Origin of the sequence: Tatumella sp. UCD-D_suzukii (assembly GCF_000611875.2) — a bacterium.
In the GTDB taxonomy this organism is placed as follows: Bacteria; Pseudomonadota; Gammaproteobacteria; order Enterobacterales; family Enterobacteriaceae; genus Tatumella; species Tatumella ptyseos.
The window spans coordinates 246,609-266,098 of record NZ_JFJX01000053.1 but is presented as its reverse complement, the minus strand read 5'-3'; the positions used below and the strand labels follow the sequence as shown (position 1 = coordinate 266,098).

Annotated in this window: 21 protein-coding genes; 8 read left to right on the top strand and 13 right to left on the bottom strand. The window is 52.4% G+C overall.

What is annotated here, in order from left to right; genetic code table 11:
* The first annotated feature begins 111 nt into the window (after positions 1-111).
* The 3 genes from minC to minE are packed head-to-tail and all read left to right on the top strand — an operon-like array spanning position 112 to position 1,959.
* Positions 112-840: a septum site-determining protein MinC gene (gene minC, locus CG67_RS11150; RefSeq protein ID WP_025903026.1), complete on the top strand. Its 729-nt coding sequence runs from the start codon at positions 112-114 to the stop codon at positions 838-840.
* A 33-nt stretch (positions 841-873) separates the two neighbouring features.
* A complete protein-coding gene (gene minD / locus CG67_RS11145) occupies positions 874-1,686 on the top strand; it encodes a septum site-determining protein MinD (protein ID WP_025903025.1) in 813 nt (270 codons plus the stop codon).
* A 3-nt stretch (positions 1,687-1,689) separates the two neighbouring features.
* Positions 1,690-1,959 carry a cell division topological specificity factor MinE gene (minE, locus tag CG67_RS11140; protein WP_025903024.1) on the top strand — a complete coding sequence of 90 codons (270 nt, stop codon included), beginning with the start codon at positions 1,690-1,692 and terminating at the stop codon, positions 1,957-1,959.
* Positions 1,960-2,012: 53 nt separating this feature from the next.
* Here minE and rnd read toward each other — a convergent pair whose 3' ends face one another.
* The 4 genes from rnd to CG67_RS11115 all read right to left on the bottom strand — a co-directional run bounded on the left by rnd (position 2,013) and on the right by CG67_RS11115 (position 6,950).
* A complete protein-coding gene (rnd, locus tag CG67_RS11135; protein ID WP_025903023.1) occupies positions 2,013-3,134 on the bottom strand; it encodes a ribonuclease D in 1,122 nt (373 codons plus the stop codon).
* A 352-nt stretch (positions 3,135-3,486) separates the two neighbouring features.
* A complete protein-coding gene (locus CG67_RS11125) occupies positions 3,487-4,083 on the bottom strand; it encodes a Slp family lipoprotein (protein ID WP_081671445.1) in 597 nt (198 codons plus the stop codon).
* Between the two features lie 61 nt (positions 4,084-4,144).
* A complete protein-coding gene (tsaB, locus tag CG67_RS11120) occupies positions 4,145-4,855 on the bottom strand; it encodes a tRNA (adenosine(37)-N6)-threonylcarbamoyltransferase complex dimerization subunit type 1 TsaB (RefSeq protein ID WP_029990163.1) in 711 nt (236 codons plus the stop codon).
* Positions 4,856-5,015: 160 nt separating this feature from the next.
* Positions 5,016-6,950 carry an ATP-dependent DNA helicase gene (locus CG67_RS11115; protein WP_025903019.1) on the bottom strand — a complete coding sequence of 645 codons (1,935 nt, stop codon included), beginning with the start codon at positions 6,948-6,950 and terminating at the stop codon, positions 5,016-5,018.
* A gap of 125 nt (positions 6,951-7,075) precedes the next feature.
* Between CG67_RS11115 and CG67_RS11110 the strand changes: the two genes are divergently transcribed.
* The gene (locus CG67_RS11110) at positions 7,076-7,420 is read left to right on the top strand and encodes a RidA family protein (RefSeq protein ID WP_025903018.1); all 345 of its coding nucleotides are present in this window, start codon (positions 7,076-7,078) and stop codon (positions 7,418-7,420) included.
* Positions 7,421-7,426: 6 nt separating this feature from the next.
* Here the strand turns inward: CG67_RS11110 and CG67_RS11105 are convergent, their stop codons facing one another.
* Complete coding sequence (locus CG67_RS11105) at positions 7,427-7,618, bottom strand: YoaH family protein (RefSeq protein WP_025903017.1); 192 nt, start codon at positions 7,616-7,618, stop codon at positions 7,427-7,429.
* A 114-nt stretch (positions 7,619-7,732) separates the two neighbouring features.
* Between CG67_RS11105 and pabB the strand changes: the two genes are divergently transcribed.
* The 3 genes from pabB to CG67_RS11090 all read left to right on the top strand — a co-directional run bounded on the left by pabB (position 7,733) and on the right by CG67_RS11090 (position 11,192).
* Positions 7,733-9,109 carry an aminodeoxychorismate synthase component 1 gene (pabB, locus tag CG67_RS11100; protein WP_025903016.1) on the top strand — a complete coding sequence of 459 codons (1,377 nt, stop codon included), beginning with the start codon at positions 7,733-7,735 and terminating at the stop codon, positions 9,107-9,109.
* Positions 9,102-9,665 (top strand): CoA pyrophosphatase, encoded by a 564-nt coding sequence (locus CG67_RS11095; protein ID WP_025903015.1) that lies wholly within the window; start codon positions 9,102-9,104, stop codon positions 9,663-9,665. Before pabB ends, CG67_RS11095 begins: the two co-directional genes overlap by 8 nt.
* A gap of 162 nt (positions 9,666-9,827) precedes the next feature.
* Positions 9,828-11,192, top strand: a complete 1,365-nt coding sequence (locus CG67_RS11090; RefSeq protein ID WP_025903014.1) for an L-serine ammonia-lyase — start codon at positions 9,828-9,830, stop codon at positions 11,190-11,192.
* A gap of 58 nt (positions 11,193-11,250) precedes the next feature.
* Here the strand turns inward: CG67_RS11090 and CG67_RS11085 are convergent, their stop codons facing one another.
* The 5 genes from CG67_RS11085 to CG67_RS11070 all read right to left on the bottom strand — a co-directional run bounded on the left by CG67_RS11085 (position 11,251) and on the right by CG67_RS11070 (position 15,527).
* A complete protein-coding gene (locus CG67_RS11085) occupies positions 11,251-12,816 on the bottom strand; it encodes a TerC family protein (protein ID WP_025903013.1) in 1,566 nt (521 codons plus the stop codon).
* Between the two features lie 273 nt (positions 12,817-13,089).
* On the bottom strand, positions 13,090-13,926 hold the full coding sequence (gene rlmA / locus CG67_RS11080; protein WP_025903012.1) for a 23S rRNA (guanine(745)-N(1))-methyltransferase: 837 nt from the start codon (positions 13,924-13,926) through the stop codon (positions 13,090-13,092).
* Positions 13,927-14,043: 117 nt separating this feature from the next.
* Complete coding sequence (gene cspE / locus CG67_RS11075; RefSeq protein WP_001062678.1) at positions 14,044-14,253, bottom strand: transcription antiterminator/RNA stability regulator CspE; 210 nt, start codon at positions 14,251-14,253, stop codon at positions 14,044-14,046.
* Between the two features lie 42 nt (positions 14,254-14,295).
* The gene (locus CG67_RS18105) at positions 14,296-14,382 is read right to left on the bottom strand and encodes a hypothetical protein (protein ID WP_235501133.1); all 87 of its coding nucleotides are present in this window, start codon (positions 14,380-14,382) and stop codon (positions 14,296-14,298) included.
* A gap of 860 nt (positions 14,383-15,242) precedes the next feature.
* Positions 15,243-15,527, bottom strand: a complete 285-nt coding sequence (locus tag CG67_RS11070; RefSeq protein WP_025903011.1) for a YebO family protein — start codon at positions 15,525-15,527, stop codon at positions 15,243-15,245.
* 215 nt (positions 15,528-15,742) lie between these two features.
* Between CG67_RS11070 and CG67_RS11065 the strand changes: the two genes are divergently transcribed.
* Positions 15,743-15,994: a YobH family protein gene (locus CG67_RS11065; protein ID WP_025903010.1), complete on the top strand. Its 252-nt coding sequence runs from the start codon at positions 15,743-15,745 to the stop codon at positions 15,992-15,994.
* Positions 15,995-16,020: 26 nt separating this feature from the next.
* On the opposite strand, the gene htpX is transcribed toward CG67_RS11065, so the two are convergent.
* The 3 genes from htpX to prc all read right to left on the bottom strand — a co-directional run bounded on the left by htpX (position 16,021) and on the right by prc (position 19,474).
* Complete coding sequence (gene htpX / locus CG67_RS11060) at positions 16,021-16,902, bottom strand: protease HtpX (RefSeq protein WP_025903009.1); 882 nt, start codon at positions 16,900-16,902, stop codon at positions 16,021-16,023.
* Positions 16,903-17,140: 238 nt separating this feature from the next.
* Positions 17,141-17,314, bottom strand: a complete 174-nt coding sequence (locus CG67_RS18330; protein ID WP_156022682.1) for a hypothetical protein — start codon at positions 17,312-17,314, stop codon at positions 17,141-17,143.
* Positions 17,315-17,434: 120 nt separating this feature from the next.
* Complete coding sequence (gene prc, locus CG67_RS11055) at positions 17,435-19,474, bottom strand: carboxy terminal-processing peptidase (protein ID WP_025903008.1); 2,040 nt, start codon at positions 19,472-19,474, stop codon at positions 17,435-17,437.
* Between the last annotated feature and the right edge of the window lie 16 nt (positions 19,475-19,490).

The window sequence follows — 19,490 nt, the reverse complement described above, 5'->3', positions numbered from 1 at the left end:
GTAACTATAACATGACAAGAGTCATTCGAATATTGAACCTTCTGGGCCAATGGCGGATATTTAAACGCCTGTTCAGAAATGAAACTGTAAAAACAGGACTGGTCAGGACAGATGTCGCAAACGCCAATTGAACTTAAAGGAAGCAGTTTTACTTTATCTGTTGTACATCTTCACCACACACAGCCCGAAGTGATCCGTCAGGCGATTCTGGAAAAAATTGATCAGGCACCGGCGTTTCTTAAAAATGCCCCGGTTGTTCTGAATATTTCCTCGTTATCCGCGGACGTGAACTGGCCGAAAATCCAGTCAGCGATCACCTCGACCGGCTTGCGTATTATGGGTGTCAGCGGTTGTAAAGATGAACAGCTAAAGCAACTGATTCAGGCTGCAGGTCTGCCGGTACTGACCGAGGGAAAAGACTTACGTAAAACCCGTGACAGTGAACCGTTACCTGCCCCGGCAGAGCCACCGGTGACAGCACCGCCTGTGGTGACAGAGGGAGAGACGTTCGCCCGTACGCGGATCGTCAATACTCCGGTACGTTCGGGTCAGCAAATTTATGCTAAAAATGCGGACCTGATCGTCACCAGCAGTGTCAGTGCCGGTGCCGAACTTGTCGCGGATGGTAATATTCATATCTACGGAATGATGCGGGGCCGCGCCCTGGCAGGAGCCAGTGGTGAGCAGAGCGCCGAAATTTTTTGTACCCATTTAGCGGCAGAACTGGTGTCCATTGCCGGTGAATACTGGATTATGGATCAGATCCCGTCAGAATATTCCGGACAAGCGGCACGCTTGTCGTTAACTGACGGTGTACTGTCGATTAAGACACTCAATTAGACCCCTTTTCTATTGTTAAGGAAATCATCATATATGGCACGCATTATTGTAGTTACATCGGGCAAAGGGGGCGTTGGCAAGACCACGTCAAGCGCGGCCATCGCTACCGGTTTAGCGCAGAAAGGGAAAAAAACCGTCGTTATCGATTTCGATATCGGTCTGCGTAATCTGGACCTGATCATGGGATGCGAACGGCGGGTTGTCTATGACTTTGTCAATGTTATCCAGGGTGATGCTACGCTGAATCAGGCATTGATTAAAGACAAACGTACCGAAAACCTGTTTATCTTACCTGCTTCGCAGACCCGCGATAAAGATGCGCTCACCTACGAAGGTGTGGAGAAAGTCCTGAACGAACTTTCCGACCTTGATTTCGACTTTGTGGTTTGTGACTCCCCTGCCGGTATCGAAACCGGGGCGCTGATGGCACTCTATTTCGCCGATGAAGCTATCATTACCACCAACCCTGAAGTCTCATCTGTCCGCGACTCTGACCGTATTCTCGGCATTATTGCCTCTAAGTCACGCCGTGCAGAAAAAGGTGAAACACCTATCAAAGAACACCTTCTGCTGACCCGTTACAACCCGGGCCGGGTCAGCCGTGGCGACATGTTAAGCATGGAAGATGTCCTGGAGATCCTGCGTATCCCTCTGGTGGGAGTGATCCCCGAAGACCAGTCAGTGCTGCGTGCTTCAAACCAGGGCGAACCTGTGATTCTGGATACTATTTCAGACGCAGGCAAAGCCTATGCTGATACCGTCGATCGCTTACTCGGTGAAGAACGTCCCTTCCGCTTTATTGAAGAAGAGAAGAAGGGTTTCCTAAAACGCCTGTTCGGGGGATAAGACATGGCATTACTTGATTTCTTTTTATCCCGGAAAAAACATACTGCAAACATTGCTAAAGAACGTCTGCAAATCATCGTCGCGGAACGACGTCGTGGAGACAGTGAACCCCATTATCTTCCGCAACTGAAACGCGATATTCTGGAAGTGATTTGTAAGTATGTGAAGATTGATCCGGAGATGGTTACCGTTCAGTTGGACCAGAAAGGGGAAGATATCTCGATTCTTGAGCTCAACGTGACGCTACCGGAAGCTGAAGAAGCCGCGAAATGAGGCCCTGCAACCGATAATGAATGCCGCGCTCAACGGCGGCATTCACCGGTTTCTTATTTACCGTCGATAATGGCGGTAATTTCCTGTTCCATCAGTTTACCCCGCCAGCCTTTCAGCAGCTCCGGCGTGCGACTCACAGGTTTAATTTTCCAGTGTTCACTCAGTACCTGATTGATCTGCCGACGGGAAGCCAGTAACTCCTGACTGAAGCCCGTGCGGTCACTGATCGATTTAATGCAGGCTTTCAGGTCCTTAAACAGGGCTTTATAGCCAGGGCACTCGATCAGGTTTTTCAACGGTAACGGATAACTCTCTTCCGGGGCCTCTTTGGCCTGAGCGACCAGACGAAGCAAGGTGTCGCCGTGGAAACGTATTTCCGGTCCGGCAAGCCCCATCTCGTGTAACTCCCCCAGAGACCCTGGCAGATAGCGTGCGACTTTCCAGAGGTTTTCCTCTTTGACGACGAAGTTAACCGCCATATCTTTACGCCGTGCATAGTTCAGGCGCCATTCTGCGAGCTTCTGCAACGCTGCCAGTTGCAACGGGCGGAGCTGCCAGGCCTGACTGATATCAATCCATGCCTGATCCGCCGGCAGGATATCTCTGCGCCTTTCGCATAACATCGTACATTCACTGAGTGCATCTGCCAGCACCTGTTGCTCTTCAGCCTGCTGATGCAGTTTTTGTGCAATCGGCAACAAATACCAGACATCTGCCGCGGCATACTCACACTGACGTTCACTGAGAGGCCTGGCCAGCCAGTCAGTGCGTGATTCACTTTTATCCAGCGTCACACCCTCGAACTCTGAGACCATTGCTGCAAATCCCAGTGACATCGGGAAGCCCAGGAATGCCGCCAGGATTTGGGTATCGACCATGGGTTCAGGCAGAACACCGAAACGGTTAAGGAAGACTTCTAAATCTTCTCCGCCAGCATGCAGGTACTTAACCACCTGAACATCACTCAGCAGGGCCTTGAAGGGTTCCCAGTCGCTGATCCCGAGAGGATCAATCAGCGTCAGGAGTGAGCCGTCAAATAACTGGATCAACCCCAGTTGCGGATAATAGGTTCGGGTACGGACAAACTCGGTATCCAGGGCAACGGCTGTTTTCTGTCTGGCTTCAGCGCAAACCTCTGCCAGTTGCTGATTGGTATGAATTAATTGATAGTTCAAAGCAACATTCTCTCTTACTGTGGAAATACATCACAGCGATAATGAAAAACGCCGGGCTCTCCGGCGTTGGTATAAAAAGATTCCGGCGCCACCGTGGGGTGGTATAACGGAGCTTGTTCCGGTGGACCTGAACAGTGCCGGCCAGCCACATTGTCCGGCTGCCGGGCATTAACTGTTTTCTGCATCTGCCTACCCTGTCAGATTATTACAGTCAGGGTCAAGCAACTCTTTACCTCTCCGCCCTGATTTACCCGCCAGACGGTGAAAATGCGAAAAGCCGGGCCCCTGGCGGAGCGGAGAAACGCACAAAAAAACCGCGGCCGGCAGGCCACGGTCTTTGTCACCGTATCACTTATTCCGTCAGGTAAGACTGAACCGTGGCCGGCCCCGGGTTATAGAATCCCCACCAGGGGTTAGCAACCCAGTAACCGTGACGGTAACGTCCGGGACCCGGGCCGTAGACGAACCACGGATCCATTGGTTGCGGTGGCGTCATTACCTGTCTGACCAGATGCCAGCGCTGATAACCGGTGACATCAATCACCAGGAATTTATAGGACGCGTTACCGACCTTACCTTCATCGGTACCACGGATATTGCCCAGCACCGTCAGATACTGGTTATTAAGGTTAACCGGGTCGACAAAAGCAGGTACGTCCGCGTAGATCCTGCCGATTGAAGCCGCACCCAGCACCGGCCGCGCGCTGTCATCCAGTGGCTGTACGGCCAGCTCAATGCGGGTCCGGCCATTGGTATTGCTCACGCTGACGACTTTACCCCCGAACCGTGATTCCTGACCGACATAAAGCTGCGGCGCATTCATCACCTGGACCAGATTCTGCTGAGGCAACGGGGAATGACCGCGGATACTCTGCGGCACCGTAACACATCCTGACAACAGTAATACCGGGACCAGCAGCATTGCCGGACAATGTTTGATCAGTTTCATCATGATTATCTCCTGAATGTTATCCGTTGCCTCACCTCATCCGAACCACATGCTGCCGGCATTATCTGCCAGGCAATTTTTTCCATGTCACTTCGTTACGCAGATACACCGGCTCAATGTCTGCCGCCTGCGACACTTCGCCCCGTTGCCAGAGCACTGTCGCCAGGGGCAGCATGTCTTCTGCGGCCGGTAATTCGGTAGCCCCCTCCGTCAGCTCCAGAGAATGCCCCTGCAGCAATTCCGGATACGCCTGCCACCCTGTTCCTGCCATTGCCCAGCGGCCGGAAAGTGACTGCATACGCAGAAGGGCCTGAGCCGGACTTAATACGGCTTCGGTGTCACTGCCCTGCCATTCTCCTGACGCATCACGCTGATATTCTGCCCAATAGACTTCCCCCATCCGGGCATCAATGGCCGTCAGTACCCTGTCCGCCTGACAGCGTCTGAAAGCCCCTTGCGCCAGCGTAGCCAGCGTGGAGACGCCAATCATTGGTAGCTCCGCGCCGAGCGCCAGCCCCTGAGCAATGCCGATGCCGATACGCACACCGGTAAAACTGCCCGGACCACGACAAAACACCAGGGCATGCAGAGAATTCAGGGTCAGTTCCTGTCCTGCCAGTAATTCTGCCACCAGCGGCAGGATCTTACGGGTGTGATCACGGGGCGCAATCTCAAAACGTGCATCCTGCTGCTGTTGATTCAGGATGGCTGCGGAACAGGCTTCTGTCGCAGTATCCAGGGCTAATAGTTTCAGTGTTGAGATATCTTGCATAATTTTTCGTTATTAATAAGTGTGAAGAACCGGTGAGGACTGATGCGGAGTTTCGCCCGTCCGCCCTCTTCCGGTAAGACTATTCTACACCGCAGCGGCGCAGGGATACATGAAAGACACATCAGGAAATGCAAATGATCCGCAACAAAATAAGACAGGCTCAGGTTTCATCGGTATCCTCCATCATCTGCGGACTTCCTGCAGTAATAAACGCTTCCGCCCGGGCAAGATCCCGGGTACGCGGTGTATCCGGAAGACTGTTAAGAAACAGCTCGCCATAAGGCCTTGAGACCAGTCTGGCATCACAAATCACCAGCACACCGCGATCCGTCACATCACGGATCAGCCGCCCTGCCCCTTGTTTCAGCGTAATAACCGCATCCGGCAATTGCACTTCATTAAAAGGATCCAGTCCCCGGTGACGCGCGTCTTCCATTCGCGCTTTCAGTAAAGGGTCTTCCGGCGAGGTAAAGGGCAGCTTATCGATAATCACCAGTGATAACGCATCACCGCGGACATCCACGCCTTCCCAGAAACTGCTGGTTGCCACCAGCAAGGCATTACCTGCCTCAATAAACTGCTGCAGGATCTGACCTTTGCTGGTTTCTCCCTGTAACAGTACCGGCAACGTCAGTAACGCCCTGAATTCAGCCGCCAGATCACGCATCATCTGATACGAGGTACATAAAAAGAAGCAGCGTCCCCGGTTCGCTTCAATCAACGGCGCAAGCATGGCGGCCAATGATTTAGCCGCCCCGGGACGCTGGTTTTCCGGAAGATTTCGTGGCACACAAAGCAATGCCTGCTGACGATAATCAAAAGGACTGTTGAGGATCAGCTGCCGGGCGCCGCTCACCCCTAACCGGTCAGCAAAGTGATCCATTTTGCCGTTAACGGACAGGGTTGCAGAGGTGAAAACCCAGGCGGCTTTACGGGCATCCATCACTTCACGAAAGCGTTCTGCGACCGAAAGTGGTGTCAGTGCCAGGGTAAAGTAGCGGGCGTTACATTCATACCAGTAACTGAACCCCGCCTCACTGGTCTGACTGATGCGTTTAAGCCGGGTCCGGTATTGCGCTGCCCGTTCGAAGGCGGCATCAAGTAAGGCTGAGCGCCCAAGACTGAGTTTAATCACGTCGTAGCAGAGTTCCAGCGCATCATCCAGCAATACCCGCATGCGTGAAACATCGGGACGCTGTAAGACTTCCCGCAGATTACCGCGATACCCCGGGTCTCCCAGTATCAGCCGGAAGTCCTGACTGGCCTGAGCCAGACGGTCGGCCGCTTTCTGTAACTGCTGTACATCCCGCACTTCGGTACGGTATGCGATAGTAATATCACGCGACAGATCCTGCAGCTGACGCCCGGAAATCTGCTGACCGAAATACTGGCTGGCAATGTCAGGAAGCTGATGCGCTTCATCAAAGATCATGACATCTGCCTCCGGGATCAGCTCGGCAAAACCACTTTCTTTGACCACCAGATCGGCAAGGAAAAGATGATGATTCACCACCACGACATCTGCATCCATCGCTCGCTGGCGCGCTTTAACCACAAAGCAGTCACTGTAGCGGGGACAGTCACTGCCCAGACAGTTATCATTGGTACTGGTCACCAGCGGCCATAAGGTGCTGTCTTCTGCCACACTACCGCAACTGCTGATATCTCCGTCCACCGTCACCGCCGACCAGCCACGGACACTGACTAAATCACTCAATGCCTGTACAGGAAGGTCGCCACCGGAGAGGTTTTGCTGATCCATTCTTTCCAGACAAAGGTAATTCGACCGGCCCTTCAGGAGAGCCGTTTTTCCTTTGTAGGACAGTGCGTTAACAATGGTCGGGAGATCCCGGGTATAAAGCTGATCCTGTAATGCACGGGAACCGGTGGAGACAATCACTTTTTTACCGGAGCGCAGCGCCGGAACCAGATAGGCGAAGGTCTTTCCGGTGCCGGTGCCGGCTTCCGCAACCAGCTCATGCCCTTCTGATATTGCGGTTGTGACGGCCTGAGCCATTTCCCGCTGAGCGGCGCGAGGCCGGAAACCCGGAATGGCATCGGTCAGGATCCCTCCCGGGGAAAAATCTTCAGTCACATCGCCTCTCTCGTCATTCGGTTGCACCCTGCAATTATGTCAGTAATCCTGCCCGCTCACCACCAGGGATGACATATTCCTCCTGATATGGCAGGCTGACGGACATTGACACTAAGGAGTTGTGAATGACCATTACACGAATCGATCCTGAACACCGTATGTCCGAAGCCGTAATTCACGATCAGACGGTATACTACACCAGTGTGCCGGAAGATCTTGAAGGCGACGCCCTGGCACAGACCGCCGATGCCCTGGCCGTTATCGATAAGATCCTGGCCCGCGTCGGCAGCGATAAAAGTAAGATCCTGGACGCGACCATTTTTCTGACTGACAAAGCCGATTTTGACGCGATGAACCAGGCCTGGGATGCCTGGGTCTCTCCGGGAAATGCACCGGTGCGCTGCACCGTGCTGGCCGGTCTGATGCATCCGAAATACAAAGTAGAAATTAAGGTGATCGCCGCGTTATAAGCGCCGCTATTCCTGCTCGTCTTCTTCGTCATCTTCAAAGCGCGCCAGGCTGATCCCGCCCTGGTGCGTTTCACGAATTTCAGCCGCAACCTGTGCGATAGCCTCACCGCTGGACATGCCATCGGCAATCAGTTGATGAATGCGTTCGACGGCCTGTTGTTGCTGTTCAACCGAAAGTGCCGGTAATCCTTTAAACATAGAAACCTCTGTCAGACAACAGCTCTGTGCAGGATGCACGAGATAACGGATGTCAGTGATAAAAAAATATGTCAGGCTATAGTCAGTTTCGATGCTGACGACTTTCTGACACTTATGACCCTGAAAACAATTTCCCTGCCATACTCTCCGGACGCGCTTACCGGCTGGTTTTCGCGTGTTTCTGAACAACCGTGGGCCATGTTATTAAGCTCTTCCGGTGCAGATCATCACGATAACCGTTTTGATATTTTTAGCGCGGCTCCCCTCCGGACACTCACTACCCGTGGGACTGAAACCACCATTGAAGATGCCGTTGGCTTCAGGCTTTCCGGGCGGGATCCGCTGGCTCTGGTGCAGGAAGCCCTGGAAATATTACCGGCTGTCGGCACTCCCGATGCGGATATTCCCTTTGCCGGCGGCGCGCTGGGTCTGTTCGGTTATGATCTGGGGCGACGATTTGAACACCTTCCCCAACGGGCAATAAACGATCTGCAGACCCCTGATATGGCAGTCGGTATTTACGACTGGGCCATGATAGCAGATCACCATCAAAAACGCCTTACCCTGGTCAGCCTGAGCGACGTCAGCCAGCGTCTTCACTGGCTGTCTCAACAACAGTTATCTCCGCAGCCCCCCTTTCGGTTACTGACCGACTGGGAAAGCAATTTATCGGCTCAGGGCTACGCCCGGTGTTTCGAGCGGGTCAAAGAGTATATCCGTGCCGGCGACTGTTACCAGATAAATCTGGCACAGCGGTTCAGCGCCGGTTATGAAGGAAGTGAGTGGCAAGCCTGGGAACATCTGAGTCACCAAAACCGGGCGCCTTTCAGCGCATTTATTCGTCTTAACGAAAGCTGTCTGCTGAGCCTCTCCCCGGAACGCTTTCTTAAAGTCTCCGGCAGTGAGATTGAAACCCGGCCGATTAAAGGGACCCGCCCGCGGATGACCGATCCGCAGGAAGATGCAAGGCAGGCCGCAGAACTCGCGGTCGCAGAAAAAGATCGGGCCGAGAACCTGATGATTGTCGACTTGCTGCGTAACGATATCGGCCGCATTGCGACACCGGGCAGTGTGACCGTCCCTGAACTGTTCACTGTGGAGCCTTTCCCGGCGGTGCATCATCTGGTCAGTACGGTTCGCGGAAGCCTGCCAGCCGATCTTCACCCGACTGACCTGTTACGATCCTGCTTCCCGGGGGGATCCATTACCGGGGCACCGAAGATCCGTGCCATGGAAATTATCGACGAACTGGAGCCTCATCGCCGGAATGCCTGGTGTGGCAGCATCGGTTATCTCAGCCGTTGCGGTACCATGGATACCAGTATCACTATCCGGACCCTGACCGCCGAAGGCGGAAAACTTTACTGTACCGCCGGCGGCGGGATTGTCGCCGACAGCGTCCTGGACGAGGAGTATCAGGAGACTTTCCATAAAGTGCAGAGGATCCTCCCGGCTCTGCAGCATTTATCCGCTTCGGCCTGCAATGAATAGCGAGGCATTCCGTCAGCGGTTCACTTTACTGTTACCCCCGGACAATGCACCGGTGTCGCCGGGTGGCCGTGAAGCGGCCGTATTAGTGCCGGTGATAACGTATCCGGAGCCACACCTGCTGCTGACAAAGCGTGCCGCGCATTTGCGGCATCATCCGGGACAGGTTGCCTTTCCCGGCGGGAAACGGGATCCGGCTGACCGTTCACTGATGCAGACCGCGCTACGGGAAACCTGTGAAGAATTGGGGGTGCCCCCCCGTCACATCGAGGTTATCGGTACCCTCCCCGTCGTCAGCAGTCAGACCGGCTTTCGCGTCACCCCGTTTGTGGCGTTGTTAACGCCAGGCACTCTGCTGACCCTGGCCCCGGAAGAAGTCGCGCTGAGCTTTGAAGTACCATTAGCCCCCTTGCTTTCCCCTGCGAACTTTTTCCGGCTGGACGTGCTGCGAAACGGACAGCCCCACACGGTCCGGGTGGTGGATTACCAAAAGCATTTTATCTGGGGCATGACTGCAGGTATTATTCGCAACCTTGGAAAACAGATAACCGGTGAATAGCCTTCTTTAGCGATAATCCCTGTCGTTATCTCACTTTTCCATCAATAATTATTCCGTGTATCTTACCCGGAACACATTTTACTGCGCTGATGCGCTGGCTTTCCTGCGGAACAACCAGCATCAGCCGGTTATAGCCAGATTGACCAAAGTACGGGAGTTTTTGTGATAAGTGTCTTCGACATGTTTAAAGTAGGTATCGGCCCTTCCAGTTCTCATACGGTTGGCCCGATGAAGGCGGGCAAAGAATTTGCTGATGCGCTGATTGCCGAAGATAAACTTACCCGGACGACCCGCATTTCAGTGGATGTCTATGGTTCACTTTCCCTTACCGGACACGGTCACCATACGGATATTGCCATCATTATGGGATTATCCGGGGCTGCTCCGGATACGGTCGATATTGATGCCATTCCGGCGTTTGTGGCCGATGTCAGCCAGCGACAACGCCTGCCGATGGCCGGGGGAACACATGAGGTGGATTTTCCGCGGGAAGGCGGCATGATCTTCCGCAGTGATAACCTGCCACTGCATGAAAACGGACTGACCCTGACCGCCTGGGAAGACGACATGTGCCTGCTTAAGAAGACGTATTATTCCGTAGGCGGCGGTTTTATCATCGAAGAAGCGCAGTTCGGACAACCGGTCCTCGATGAGGTTGAAGTGCCACACCCGTTCAATACTGCCCGGGAGTTGCTGGAAAGCTGCCATCGCACCGGACAGTCTATTTCCGGACTGGTCATGAAAAATGAGCTGGCGCTGCATAGCCGCAGTGAAATAGAACAGTATTTCGCTACGGTCTGGCAGACGATGCAAGCCTGTATCGACCGGGGGTTAAATACCGAAGGTGTTCTGCCGGGGCCGTTGCGTGTTCCTCGCAGGGCCTCTTCCCTGCGACGTCTGCTGATTTCCGGCAGTCAGCATTCCAGTGACCCGATGAACGTTATTGACTGGGTGAATATGTTTGCCCTGGCGGTCAATGAAGAAAATGCGGCCGGTGGCCGGGTGGTCACCGCACCCACGAATGGTGCCTGTGGGATTATTCCGGCAGTGCTTTCCTACTACCATCAGTTTGTCTCACCGGTCAGCCAGGAAGTCGCTTTACGCTATTTCCTGGCCTCCGGGGCTATCGGGATCCTCTATAAGATGAATGCTTCGATTTCCGGGGCGGAGGTCGGCTGTCAGGGCGAGGTGGGCGTCGCTTGTTCAATGGCTGCCGCCGGGCTTGCAGAGTTATCCGGGGCCAGTCCGGAGCAGGTCTGTATTGCGGCGGAGATAGGTATGGAACATAACCTCGGCCTGACCTGTGACCCGGTGGCCGGTCAGGTTCAGGTGCCCTGCATTGAACGTAATGCTATTGCATCTGTGAAAGCCATCAATGCGGCACGTATGGCACTGCGTCGTACCAGTGCCCCGCGGGTTTCGCTCGATAAAGTGATCGAAACCATGTATGAGACCGGGAAAGACATGAATGCAAAATACCGTGAAACTTCCCGTGGCGGGCTGGCGATCAAAGTGCAATGTGATTAACGCTGCAAATTAAGCGGCAGGCGATGAAAGGCCCCGGGGGTATTCCCGGGGCCTTTTTTCAGGCGGACTCCTCGTCAGGGTCGACCGGACGAGTGCGGGTGACACGGACCAGATCAATACGGTAATCCGTGGCCTCTGTAATGGTAAAACTGAGGTCGTCAAGGGTGATCACTTCCCCGACCTGCGGTATCTGCCCTTTCAGGCCGATAAGTCGTCCTGCCAGTGACGCATGGTCTTCACCCGGGACCACCAGACAGTGCACATCCAGTAACTGTTCCAGTGAATGCAGATCCGTCCCGCCTTTTACCAGCCATCCCTCACCTTCGGGAATAATATCGGGCGTTTCATCTTCATCCGGGAACTCACCCGCAATCGCTTCCAGAACATCCAGCGGCGTGATCAGCCCCTGAACCACACCAAATTCATTGCTGACAATCACACAGCTTCCGCGGGCCCTGCGTAGCACCCCGAGCAGGTTTATCGGGTCCAGTGTTTCCGGCACAATGATAGCTGGCGTCGCTGCGGCAAATTGAGCCACATCAACCCCATGATCCAGCGCTACCAACAGTTCCTTCGCCCGGACCACGCCGATGATTTCATCCAGCTCACCCCGGCTCACCGGGAACAGGCTGTGGGGGGTATCCAGTAACTGCTGACGGATCTCATCTATCGGGCTTTCCGCATTAACCCAGGAAATTTCTCCACGTGGCGTCATCAGGCTACGGATGGAACGCGAGGCCAGCGTCAGTACCCCGGTGATCATATAGCGCTCTTCATCCTTGAAAGCTTCAGTCCCCGGTTTTCTGATTTCGGGAGAGGTCCCTTCATCCGTCTGATGCTGGCCCCGCTGCCCGCCCATCAGGCGCAGGATCACCTCGGCCGTACGTTCACGCATCGGTCTGCGGGCCTGATGACGGATAAAATTACGCCGTGCTATCTGATTGAAAAACTCGATGATTATCGAGAATCCGATGGCCGCATAGAGGTAGCCTTTCGGGATATGGAAACCAAAACCTTCAGCCACCAGGCTCAGGCCAATCATCAGCAGGAAGCTGAGACACAGCACAACGACCGTCGGATGTGCATTGACGAACCGGGTCAGTGGCCGCGAAGCCAGCAGCATGATGCCCATGGCAATGACCACTGCCGTCATCATAATCCACAGATGGCTCACCATACCCACGGCGGTGATCACCGCATCCAGCGAGAATACGGCGTCCAGTACCACTATCTGAATCACAACGACCCAGAAACTGGCATAGCTCTTGTTACCGTCATGCGTCTCTGGCCGGTTTTCCAGTCTTTCATGTAATTCCGTCGTGGCTTTAAAGAGCAGGAAAATCCCGCCCGCCAGCATGATTAAATCACGTCCTGAGAACCCGAAGCCGCCGACATGGAATAAGGGTTTTGTCAGCGTGACCAGCCATGACATCAATGAAAGCAAAGCCAGTCGCATCACCAGCGCCAGGCTAAGGCCGATAATCCGGGCCTTATCACGCTGCTTCGGCGGAAGTTTATCGGCAAGAATGGCAATAAAAACCAGGTTATCGATACCGAGAACAATCTCCAGCACGATTAAGGTCAGCAGCCCTGCCCAGACGGAAGGATCAAGAAATATTTCCATTAGCAGCTCCTCAGGGACGTCAACGTCCTGACCTCAGCAAGGTGCCGGCAAAAAGCCGGTATTGATGGAAACTGAACGAAAATGGGTGAGAAAAGAAAACCAGAGGTGTTGCAGAGCAACCCTGAGAAGAACATTGAACGACGTCGGTGACGATCCATAACCCGGGCTAAGCCCATTACTCCTGAATAATAAACAGGGTGTTAATGTATCAGTTACAGCAACGCCGTCAAAAATATTTTTTACATTTACAAAGTTATTGACACTTGTACAGATTTATCCACGCTTCCGTTGCCATAACCGCAGACAAAAATCAGCTTCACAGGTAAAGCTCTCCGATGCCGCCAGGGTGTCACGGACCGCGTCCGTCGCCCGCCATGCAAAAGGAGTCATTTGCAACAGAGCCTGCGAAGCTTCCGGGGGCAGAGACATAGGGTAACTGAGCCGTTGCTCCCTGACGCATTCAAACGCTTCCAGCGGGTGCTCATTTTCCTCATGCAGTTTAACTTCCTGATAGATGAGGGCTTTAAGTTGCATCAGGTGACGTGGTGCCGGTGTGACCGTCAGCAGATAACCGCCAGGCATGATCGTTCGGGCGAGCTCTTCATCTTTGCAGGGGGCATAAATACGCAATACCGCAGAAAGACTGTTATCCGCAAACGGCAGACGATAACTGGAGGCGACACAGAAACGAATCGCTTTATAACGTTTAGCAGCAGATTTTATGGCAATTTTCGCCACATCCAGGCCATAAATTTCCGCACCGGGCCTCGATTCAAATGCCGCCGCAATGCCGGCAGTGTAATAACCTTCGCCGCAACCAATATCAAGGACCCTGACATCGGGGCCGGGCACATGTTCAGTCAGCAATGCCGTTACGGCATCACGCAGAGGCTGATAATAGCCGGCATCGAGAAAATTGCGCCGTGCCTGCATCATCTCCGGGCTGTCGCCGGGGACTTTCGAGCCTTTATGCTGCACAGGAAGAAGATTCACATACCCTTCACGGGCCTGGTCAAACTGATGATTACCGGCGCATCGCCATCCGCCCTGTTGCTTTTCAAGCAACTGCTGGCACAACGGACATATAAACACTGCTGTTACCCCACTCATAAAATCAGCGGGCAGTGTACCTGTTCATCGCCGGAGTCAAAAGAAAAAACCCCGCTCAAAGAGCAGGGTTTCGCAATTTATCCTGTCAGGAGGTTACCCCTGAAAGATTGTCGCTTATCAGATAGCAGTAACGTTTACTGCAGCAGGACCTTTCTGGCCGTCCTGGATTTCGAACTCAACGTTCTGGCCTTCAGCCAGAGTTTTGAAGCCGTTACCCTGGATTGCAGAGAAGTGTACGAACACATCTTTGCTGCCGTCAGCAGGAGTAATGAAACCAAAACCTTTAGACTCGTTGAACCACTTAACCTGACCTTTAATCTTTGCCATTTTGCAAATTCCTTAAAATGTTTATTTTGCCCGTAGGCGATATTACAGAAAAACGCGGGACTCACTGAATGAGGCACTAATATTAGGTTCGGCAAAGGAAGCAGTTCTAACGATAACGTCTTTACTCATAACTTCTTTACTGATAATGCCATACATATACAGAATCGTACCTCGATTAATCTATCAATTGTTATCACATATCCTTTAATTAATGGCAAGCCATTTTTAATCCTGAGAGGCAACAATGGCAATAATTATTGATATGAGACACATTTTAGTCTTCCGGACGTCCCCCCGGGGGCCCTGTAAACCGGTGACTCAGAGGCTTTCAGCGTCGGGGAGTCATCACTAATTAATACCAAAATGATACTATTTCAGTAGTTTTAACTGTTCAGGATTATAAATATATAACCTCATCGTATAACCCTGATGAAATGATAGTAATCACTGACATAAATTTTTCGTGAGCAAGTTGAAGTTTATTTACTCAGAAAATTAACAGAAATAATGCTGCCGGCAGACTGTCAGGGCAAATATATTATTTTTCTATGACACTATTATAAATAAAACGTAATCCCGTTGCCGCCTGAGTAATATTGTTCCATCCCTCTGCCGGCCCTTCCCTTAAGGCAACCGGATGCTGTGCAAACTCTCCGGAAAGCATGCACAGTGATCAATAATTCCCGATAATGAGGCCACATAAAGCCGGCAGAGAGGGTACGACAGGTAAATATCTCAGGGCAGTGCCCGGCCAGACAGTGGCTTTTCAGGCGAAATATTCCGGCCCCTGTGAGTCAGCCTATACCTCTCGTCAGCCACGCGATTCCGGTAGCGCATCATCCACCGGGTCGCGTACGGTTACGGATAACCGGAGCAACGTCCTGCGGAAAGAGACGGGTAAAGGTAACACAGGCCACCCCTCCCCCCTGCCCCTGTATCCCTTTGGCTGTATCAGCCAGGCGTATACCGTCTCTGTACTTTTCAGCGGATTAACGTTCCGGGACAAACTGCAGGTATTCACTACCTTCCGGTTCAGCCACTACCGGTTCATCGGCAACTTCAGGCACCACAGGCATGTGATACTCAACCAGACGTTTCAACAACGCATTCTGCTTTTTTTGTTCCCTGAGCAACGCCTCAAGGAGCTGTATCTTATCATTGGCTCGGACACTGGCACGGTTAACAAAGAACCAGATAATCAGCGCAAAAATCACCGCCAGGGCAATTAACGACGGCAGAACAAACGGCCCCGGTCCGGACGTAAAATCATTCATACATTGGCCTCAAAACACTCTGTGTTACTTCATGAGAAACTGAGCCAACATTCTACTCTGCATCAATAAAATGTTCATCTGCTGTTGTGCACAATGACCAGGGTGATTGAAACACTTTCAGTTATCTCTGATCCCTTTAAAACGGAGATTGTCCCATGCTACAGATGAGTCAGCCTGGAACGGGATCCTGTTCAATCTTTCGGAGATGAAATGAAATGGTTTTACGCAGCCTGATAATCCTGGCCATGCTGTGGCTGATTATGTTGTTCTCCGGTTACGGAGTGCTGACCGGTAGCCATAAAATTGCCTTCGGTTTGGGTCTTAGCTGCCAGTATCTGACGGCGAAGGGAATGACGGTATCGCGTTACTTACATTCCGAGGGGGGTGTGACAGGCAAAGCGGAGTGTCCGTTGTTCAGCAAAAATGAGGATACCTTCATTCCGGGAGACGGTTCGCTGAAAAACTGACCGCCGGGCACCCCGGCGGTCTGTGATTATTTCAGATAATCACCACGGCGCAGCGCTTCAATACGCTTATCCAGTGGCGGGTGAGACATAAATAACTCACTCAACGACTTTCCTTTACCGTTAATGCAGAAGGCCATCATATTGCCCGGTTCCTGAGGCTCATAGCTGGTTTTCAGGCGCTGGAGTGCGGCAATCATTTTTTCACGCCCCACCAGTTTTGCAGAACCGGCATCCGCATGAAACTCACGGTAACGCGAGAACCACATAGTGATCAGACTGGCAAGCATACCGAACACCAGTTCCAGTACCGTGGCGACCGCGAAATAGACCAGCGGATTACCGTTACCGTTCTCTTCAGAATCCCGGTCAGACGACATAAAACCGGAAGCCAGCTGAGCAATGATCCGGGAGATAAAGATCACAAAGGTATTCACGATCCCCTGAATCAGTGTCATGGTCACCATATCGCCATTAGCAATATGACTGATTTCATGGGCCAGTACAGCTTCGGCCTCATCGCGGTTCATATTTTGTAAAAGCCCGGTCGAAACCGCCACCAGCGACGCATCCCGGCGGGCGCCGGTAGCAAAGGCATTAATGTCAGGTGCATGATAAACCGCAACCTGCGGCATTGCGATGCCGGCCGCCCGCGCCTGCTGTGCTACCGTGTTCATTAGCCAGTTTTCGGTTTCATTGCGCGGTTGTTCGATCACTTCACCGCCGACGGATCGTAATGCCATCCATTTAGACATCAGCAGAGAAATAAATGAACCGCCAAAACCAAACAGCCCCGCCATGATCATTAATCCCTGAACACTGGCGGAACGGATCCCCGTCAGGCTCAGTATTAATCCGAACACCAGCATGACGGCCAGGTTGGTAAGCAAAAATAGAGCGATACGCATCATAAACGTTTATTGTCCTCATTATTTACGCAGGTTATCAGCCCCCTATCCTATGTGCATTACAGGGCTTTTCAAGCAACGATTGAGTGTAGATCTCTGAAAAGACATAACTTTACATTTTGACAGACATATGACGGCATTACTCTCGCTATTCCTGACATAACTCGCCCGGGAACGTCTGTACCGATACCTCAGATAAGTGTGTTTAGTGATGATGGCCAGCGACTCCCGGGCACCGGTATCATTGGTAATCCCCTGCCTTGCCGCGCAACGTACTCTCCGCTTCCCCCGCATAAGTAGCTTTACCCGCAATCCGCGATAGCCGTAGTGAAGCCCCCGGAGGCATTTCACTGTCGGACGCTTCACTCATTATTTTACGGATCATTGACAGGGCAAAGATTAAGGGCCGGGTCATTCCGCTGCCTGAATGAAGTTACGGTCACGGGGTCGGTATTTTGTGCAGGTATTAGTATGGGTGGATCACCGGCAAAAAAAAAACACCGGATAACCGGTGTTTTTTAATGACGGAGAGCGCTTATTTACTCGCTTTAGTCGAAGAGGACGCATCTTCAAGCTGTGCGAGATCGTTGGCAATATCGACCGTCTCATCCATGTAAGGATCAGGCTCTTTATAGTCTTTTGGCAACTGATCAAGGCTCGCCAGCGGTTTCTTACCTTCGGCCTGCAGACGGGCATTAATGCGGTCCAGACGCATTGCATCATCTTCTTTGTTCTCTTTCTCACGCTCAGCATAATTCAGAGAAACAATATCAATTTTGTCTTTCATCGCATCAAAACGCTTAATATCCTGCAGGATATACTGGAATTCGCGATCTTTAGCGATCCGCGCATTGTGCTCGGCCAGTAGCGTTGGCAGATAAGGTTTCAGATCACCGTATTTCTGGTATTTTGCCGGCGGGATGCTATCCCACGGTAAGGCATTATCTTCATACTTCTCACCGGTTTTCACCGTCTCAACACCCGTTGGCATCAGCAGATCCGGGGTAACCCCTTTCAGCTGTGTACTGCCACCGTTAATACGGTAAAATTTCTGAATGGTGTACTGTACAGAGCCCAGCGCAGGCCATTCAGGGCGCAGCATCTGATCATAAATACGACTCAGTGAACGGTATTGCTGGACCGTTCCTTTACCGAAGGTCGGTTCACCGACAATCAGTGCTCTGCCGTAATCCTGCATCGCGGCCGCAAAAATTTCAGAGGCTGAAGCACTGAAACGGTCAACCAGCACCACTAACGGACCTTTATAGTAGACAATACCATCGGTATCACTGTCCTGACGGATTTTACCGGTATTGTCACGGACCTGAACGACAGGACCTGACGGGATAAATAAGCCGGAAAGTGAAACTGCTTCTGTCAGTGCCCCGCCCCCGTTGGTGCGTAAGTCGATAACAATACTGTCAACGTGCTGTTTTTCCAGTTTCTGCAGCTGAACCTTCACATCATCGGTCAGTCCGACATAGAACCCGGGAATATCCAGTACACCGACTTTATGCGTGCCCACGTTGTGCACAGACATCTGCACCGCGCGATCTTCCAGACGAATTTTTTCACGCGTCAGGGTAATGGTGCGGGTTTTGGTCCCTTTACCGGCGGGTAAAATCTCAAGACGAACCCGGCTTCCCTTAGGCCCTTTGATTTTCTCCACCACATCGTCCAGGCGCCAGCCGATAATATCTTCCAGTGGTTTGCCCGGTTCGCCAACGGCAACGATACGATCCCCGACCGACAGCAGCTTGCTCCGTGCGGCAGGACCGCCGGCCACCATCGAGTTGATCATGACGGAGCCATCATCGTCAGACTGGAGCACTGCACCGATACCTTCCAGGGAAAGGCTCATTTCGGTATTAAATTGTTCTGTGTTGCGTGGCGACAGATAATTAGTATGCGGATCTATCTGGTGCGCAAAGGAATTCATCGCCATCTGAAACACGTCTTCACTGTTGGTCTGTGCCAGACGACGGATAGCTAATGTATAACGCCGGGTCAGTGTATCCCGGATTTCGGCATCACTCTTGCCGGCAAGCTTGAGATTAAGCTCGTCAAATTTGACCCTGGCATCCCATAGGCTGTTCAGTTCAGCTTCTGAGACCGGCCACGGTGCCTTACTGCGGTCCAGATTAATGGTGTCATGCCCGGTAAAGTCCATCGGGCGTTTCAGGACTTCCAGCGCGTACTGATAACGTTCAAAACGGCGCTTTTGCGACAGATTGAACAGGTCGTAGAAAATATCCAGTTTGCCGGTTTTGAGTTCATCCCCGACCGTACCCGCTTTGTCAGAAAATTTCGCAATATCGGACGCCAGCAGCACATTGTGGTTATAGTCCAGCATGTTCAGATAGCGATCGAAGATTTTTTCTGAAAAAGCACTGTTCAGGTTGATCTGACGGTAATGGGATTGCGTGAACCGCGTAGTCACACGTTCACTGACAGTCACATGCTGAGGTTCCTCATGCAATACCGGGATCTGATCTTCGCGGGTGATGGTGTCTGACGCGAAGGTCTGGCCTGCAAAAAGCAGGCCAGCAATCATACTTAACTTAAAGGTGTTCATGCCCTGGTCATTCTCC

What these genes read in the sequence shown, in the direction of transcription:
- minC (WP_025903026.1), top strand. Translation starts at nt 112, where the DNA reads ATGTCGCAAACGCCAATTGAACTTAAAGGAAGCAGTTTTACTTTATCT.
- minD (WP_025903025.1), top strand. Translation starts at nt 874, where the DNA reads ATGGCACGCATTATTGTAGTTACATCGGGCAAAGGGGGCGTTGGCAAG.
- minE (WP_025903024.1), top strand. Translation starts at nt 1,690, where the DNA reads ATGGCATTACTTGATTTCTTTTTATCCCGGAAAAAACATACTGCAAAC.
- CG67_RS11125 (WP_081671445.1), bottom strand. Translation starts at nt 4,083, where the DNA reads ATGAAACTGATCAAACATTGTCCGGCAATGCTGCTGGTCCCGGTATTA.
- tsaB (WP_029990163.1), bottom strand. Translation starts at nt 4,855, where the DNA reads ATGCAAGATATCTCAACACTGAAACTATTAGCCCTGGATACTGCGACA.
- CG67_RS11110 (WP_025903018.1), top strand. Translation starts at nt 7,076, where the DNA reads ATGACCATTACACGAATCGATCCTGAACACCGTATGTCCGAAGCCGTA.
- CG67_RS11105 (WP_025903017.1), bottom strand. Translation starts at nt 7,618, where the DNA reads ATGTTTAAAGGATTACCGGCACTTTCGGTTGAACAGCAACAACAGGCC.
- pabB (WP_025903016.1), top strand. Translation starts at nt 7,733, where the DNA reads ATGACCCTGAAAACAATTTCCCTGCCATACTCTCCGGACGCGCTTACC.
- CG67_RS11095 (WP_025903015.1), top strand. Translation starts at nt 9,102, where the DNA reads ATGAATAGCGAGGCATTCCGTCAGCGGTTCACTTTACTGTTACCCCCG.
- CG67_RS11085 (WP_025903013.1), bottom strand. Translation starts at nt 12,816, where the DNA reads ATGGAAATATTTCTTGATCCTTCCGTCTGGGCAGGGCTGCTGACCTTA.
- rlmA (WP_025903012.1), bottom strand. Translation starts at nt 13,926, where the DNA reads ATGAGTGGGGTAACAGCAGTGTTTATATGTCCGTTGTGCCAGCAGTTG.
- cspE (WP_001062678.1), bottom strand. Translation starts at nt 14,253, where the DNA reads ATGGCAAAGATTAAAGGTCAGGTTAAGTGGTTCAACGAGTCTAAAGGT.
- CG67_RS18105 (WP_235501133.1), bottom strand. Translation starts at nt 14,382, where the DNA reads ATGAGTAAAGACGTTATCGTTAGAACTGCTTCCTTTGCCGAACCTAAT.
- CG67_RS11070 (WP_025903011.1), bottom strand. Translation starts at nt 15,527, where the DNA reads ATGAATGATTTTACGTCCGGACCGGGGCCGTTTGTTCTGCCGTCGTTA.
- CG67_RS11065 (WP_025903010.1), top strand. Translation starts at nt 15,743, where the DNA reads ATGGTTTTACGCAGCCTGATAATCCTGGCCATGCTGTGGCTGATTATG.
- htpX (WP_025903009.1), bottom strand. Translation starts at nt 16,902, where the DNA reads ATGATGCGTATCGCTCTATTTTTGCTTACCAACCTGGCCGTCATGCTG.
- CG67_RS18330 (WP_156022682.1), bottom strand. Translation starts at nt 17,314, where the DNA reads ATGACCCGGCCCTTAATCTTTGCCCTGTCAATGATCCGTAAAATAATG.
- prc (WP_025903008.1), bottom strand. Translation starts at nt 19,474, where the DNA reads ATGAACACCTTTAAGTTAAGTATGATTGCTGGCCTGCTTTTTGCAGGC.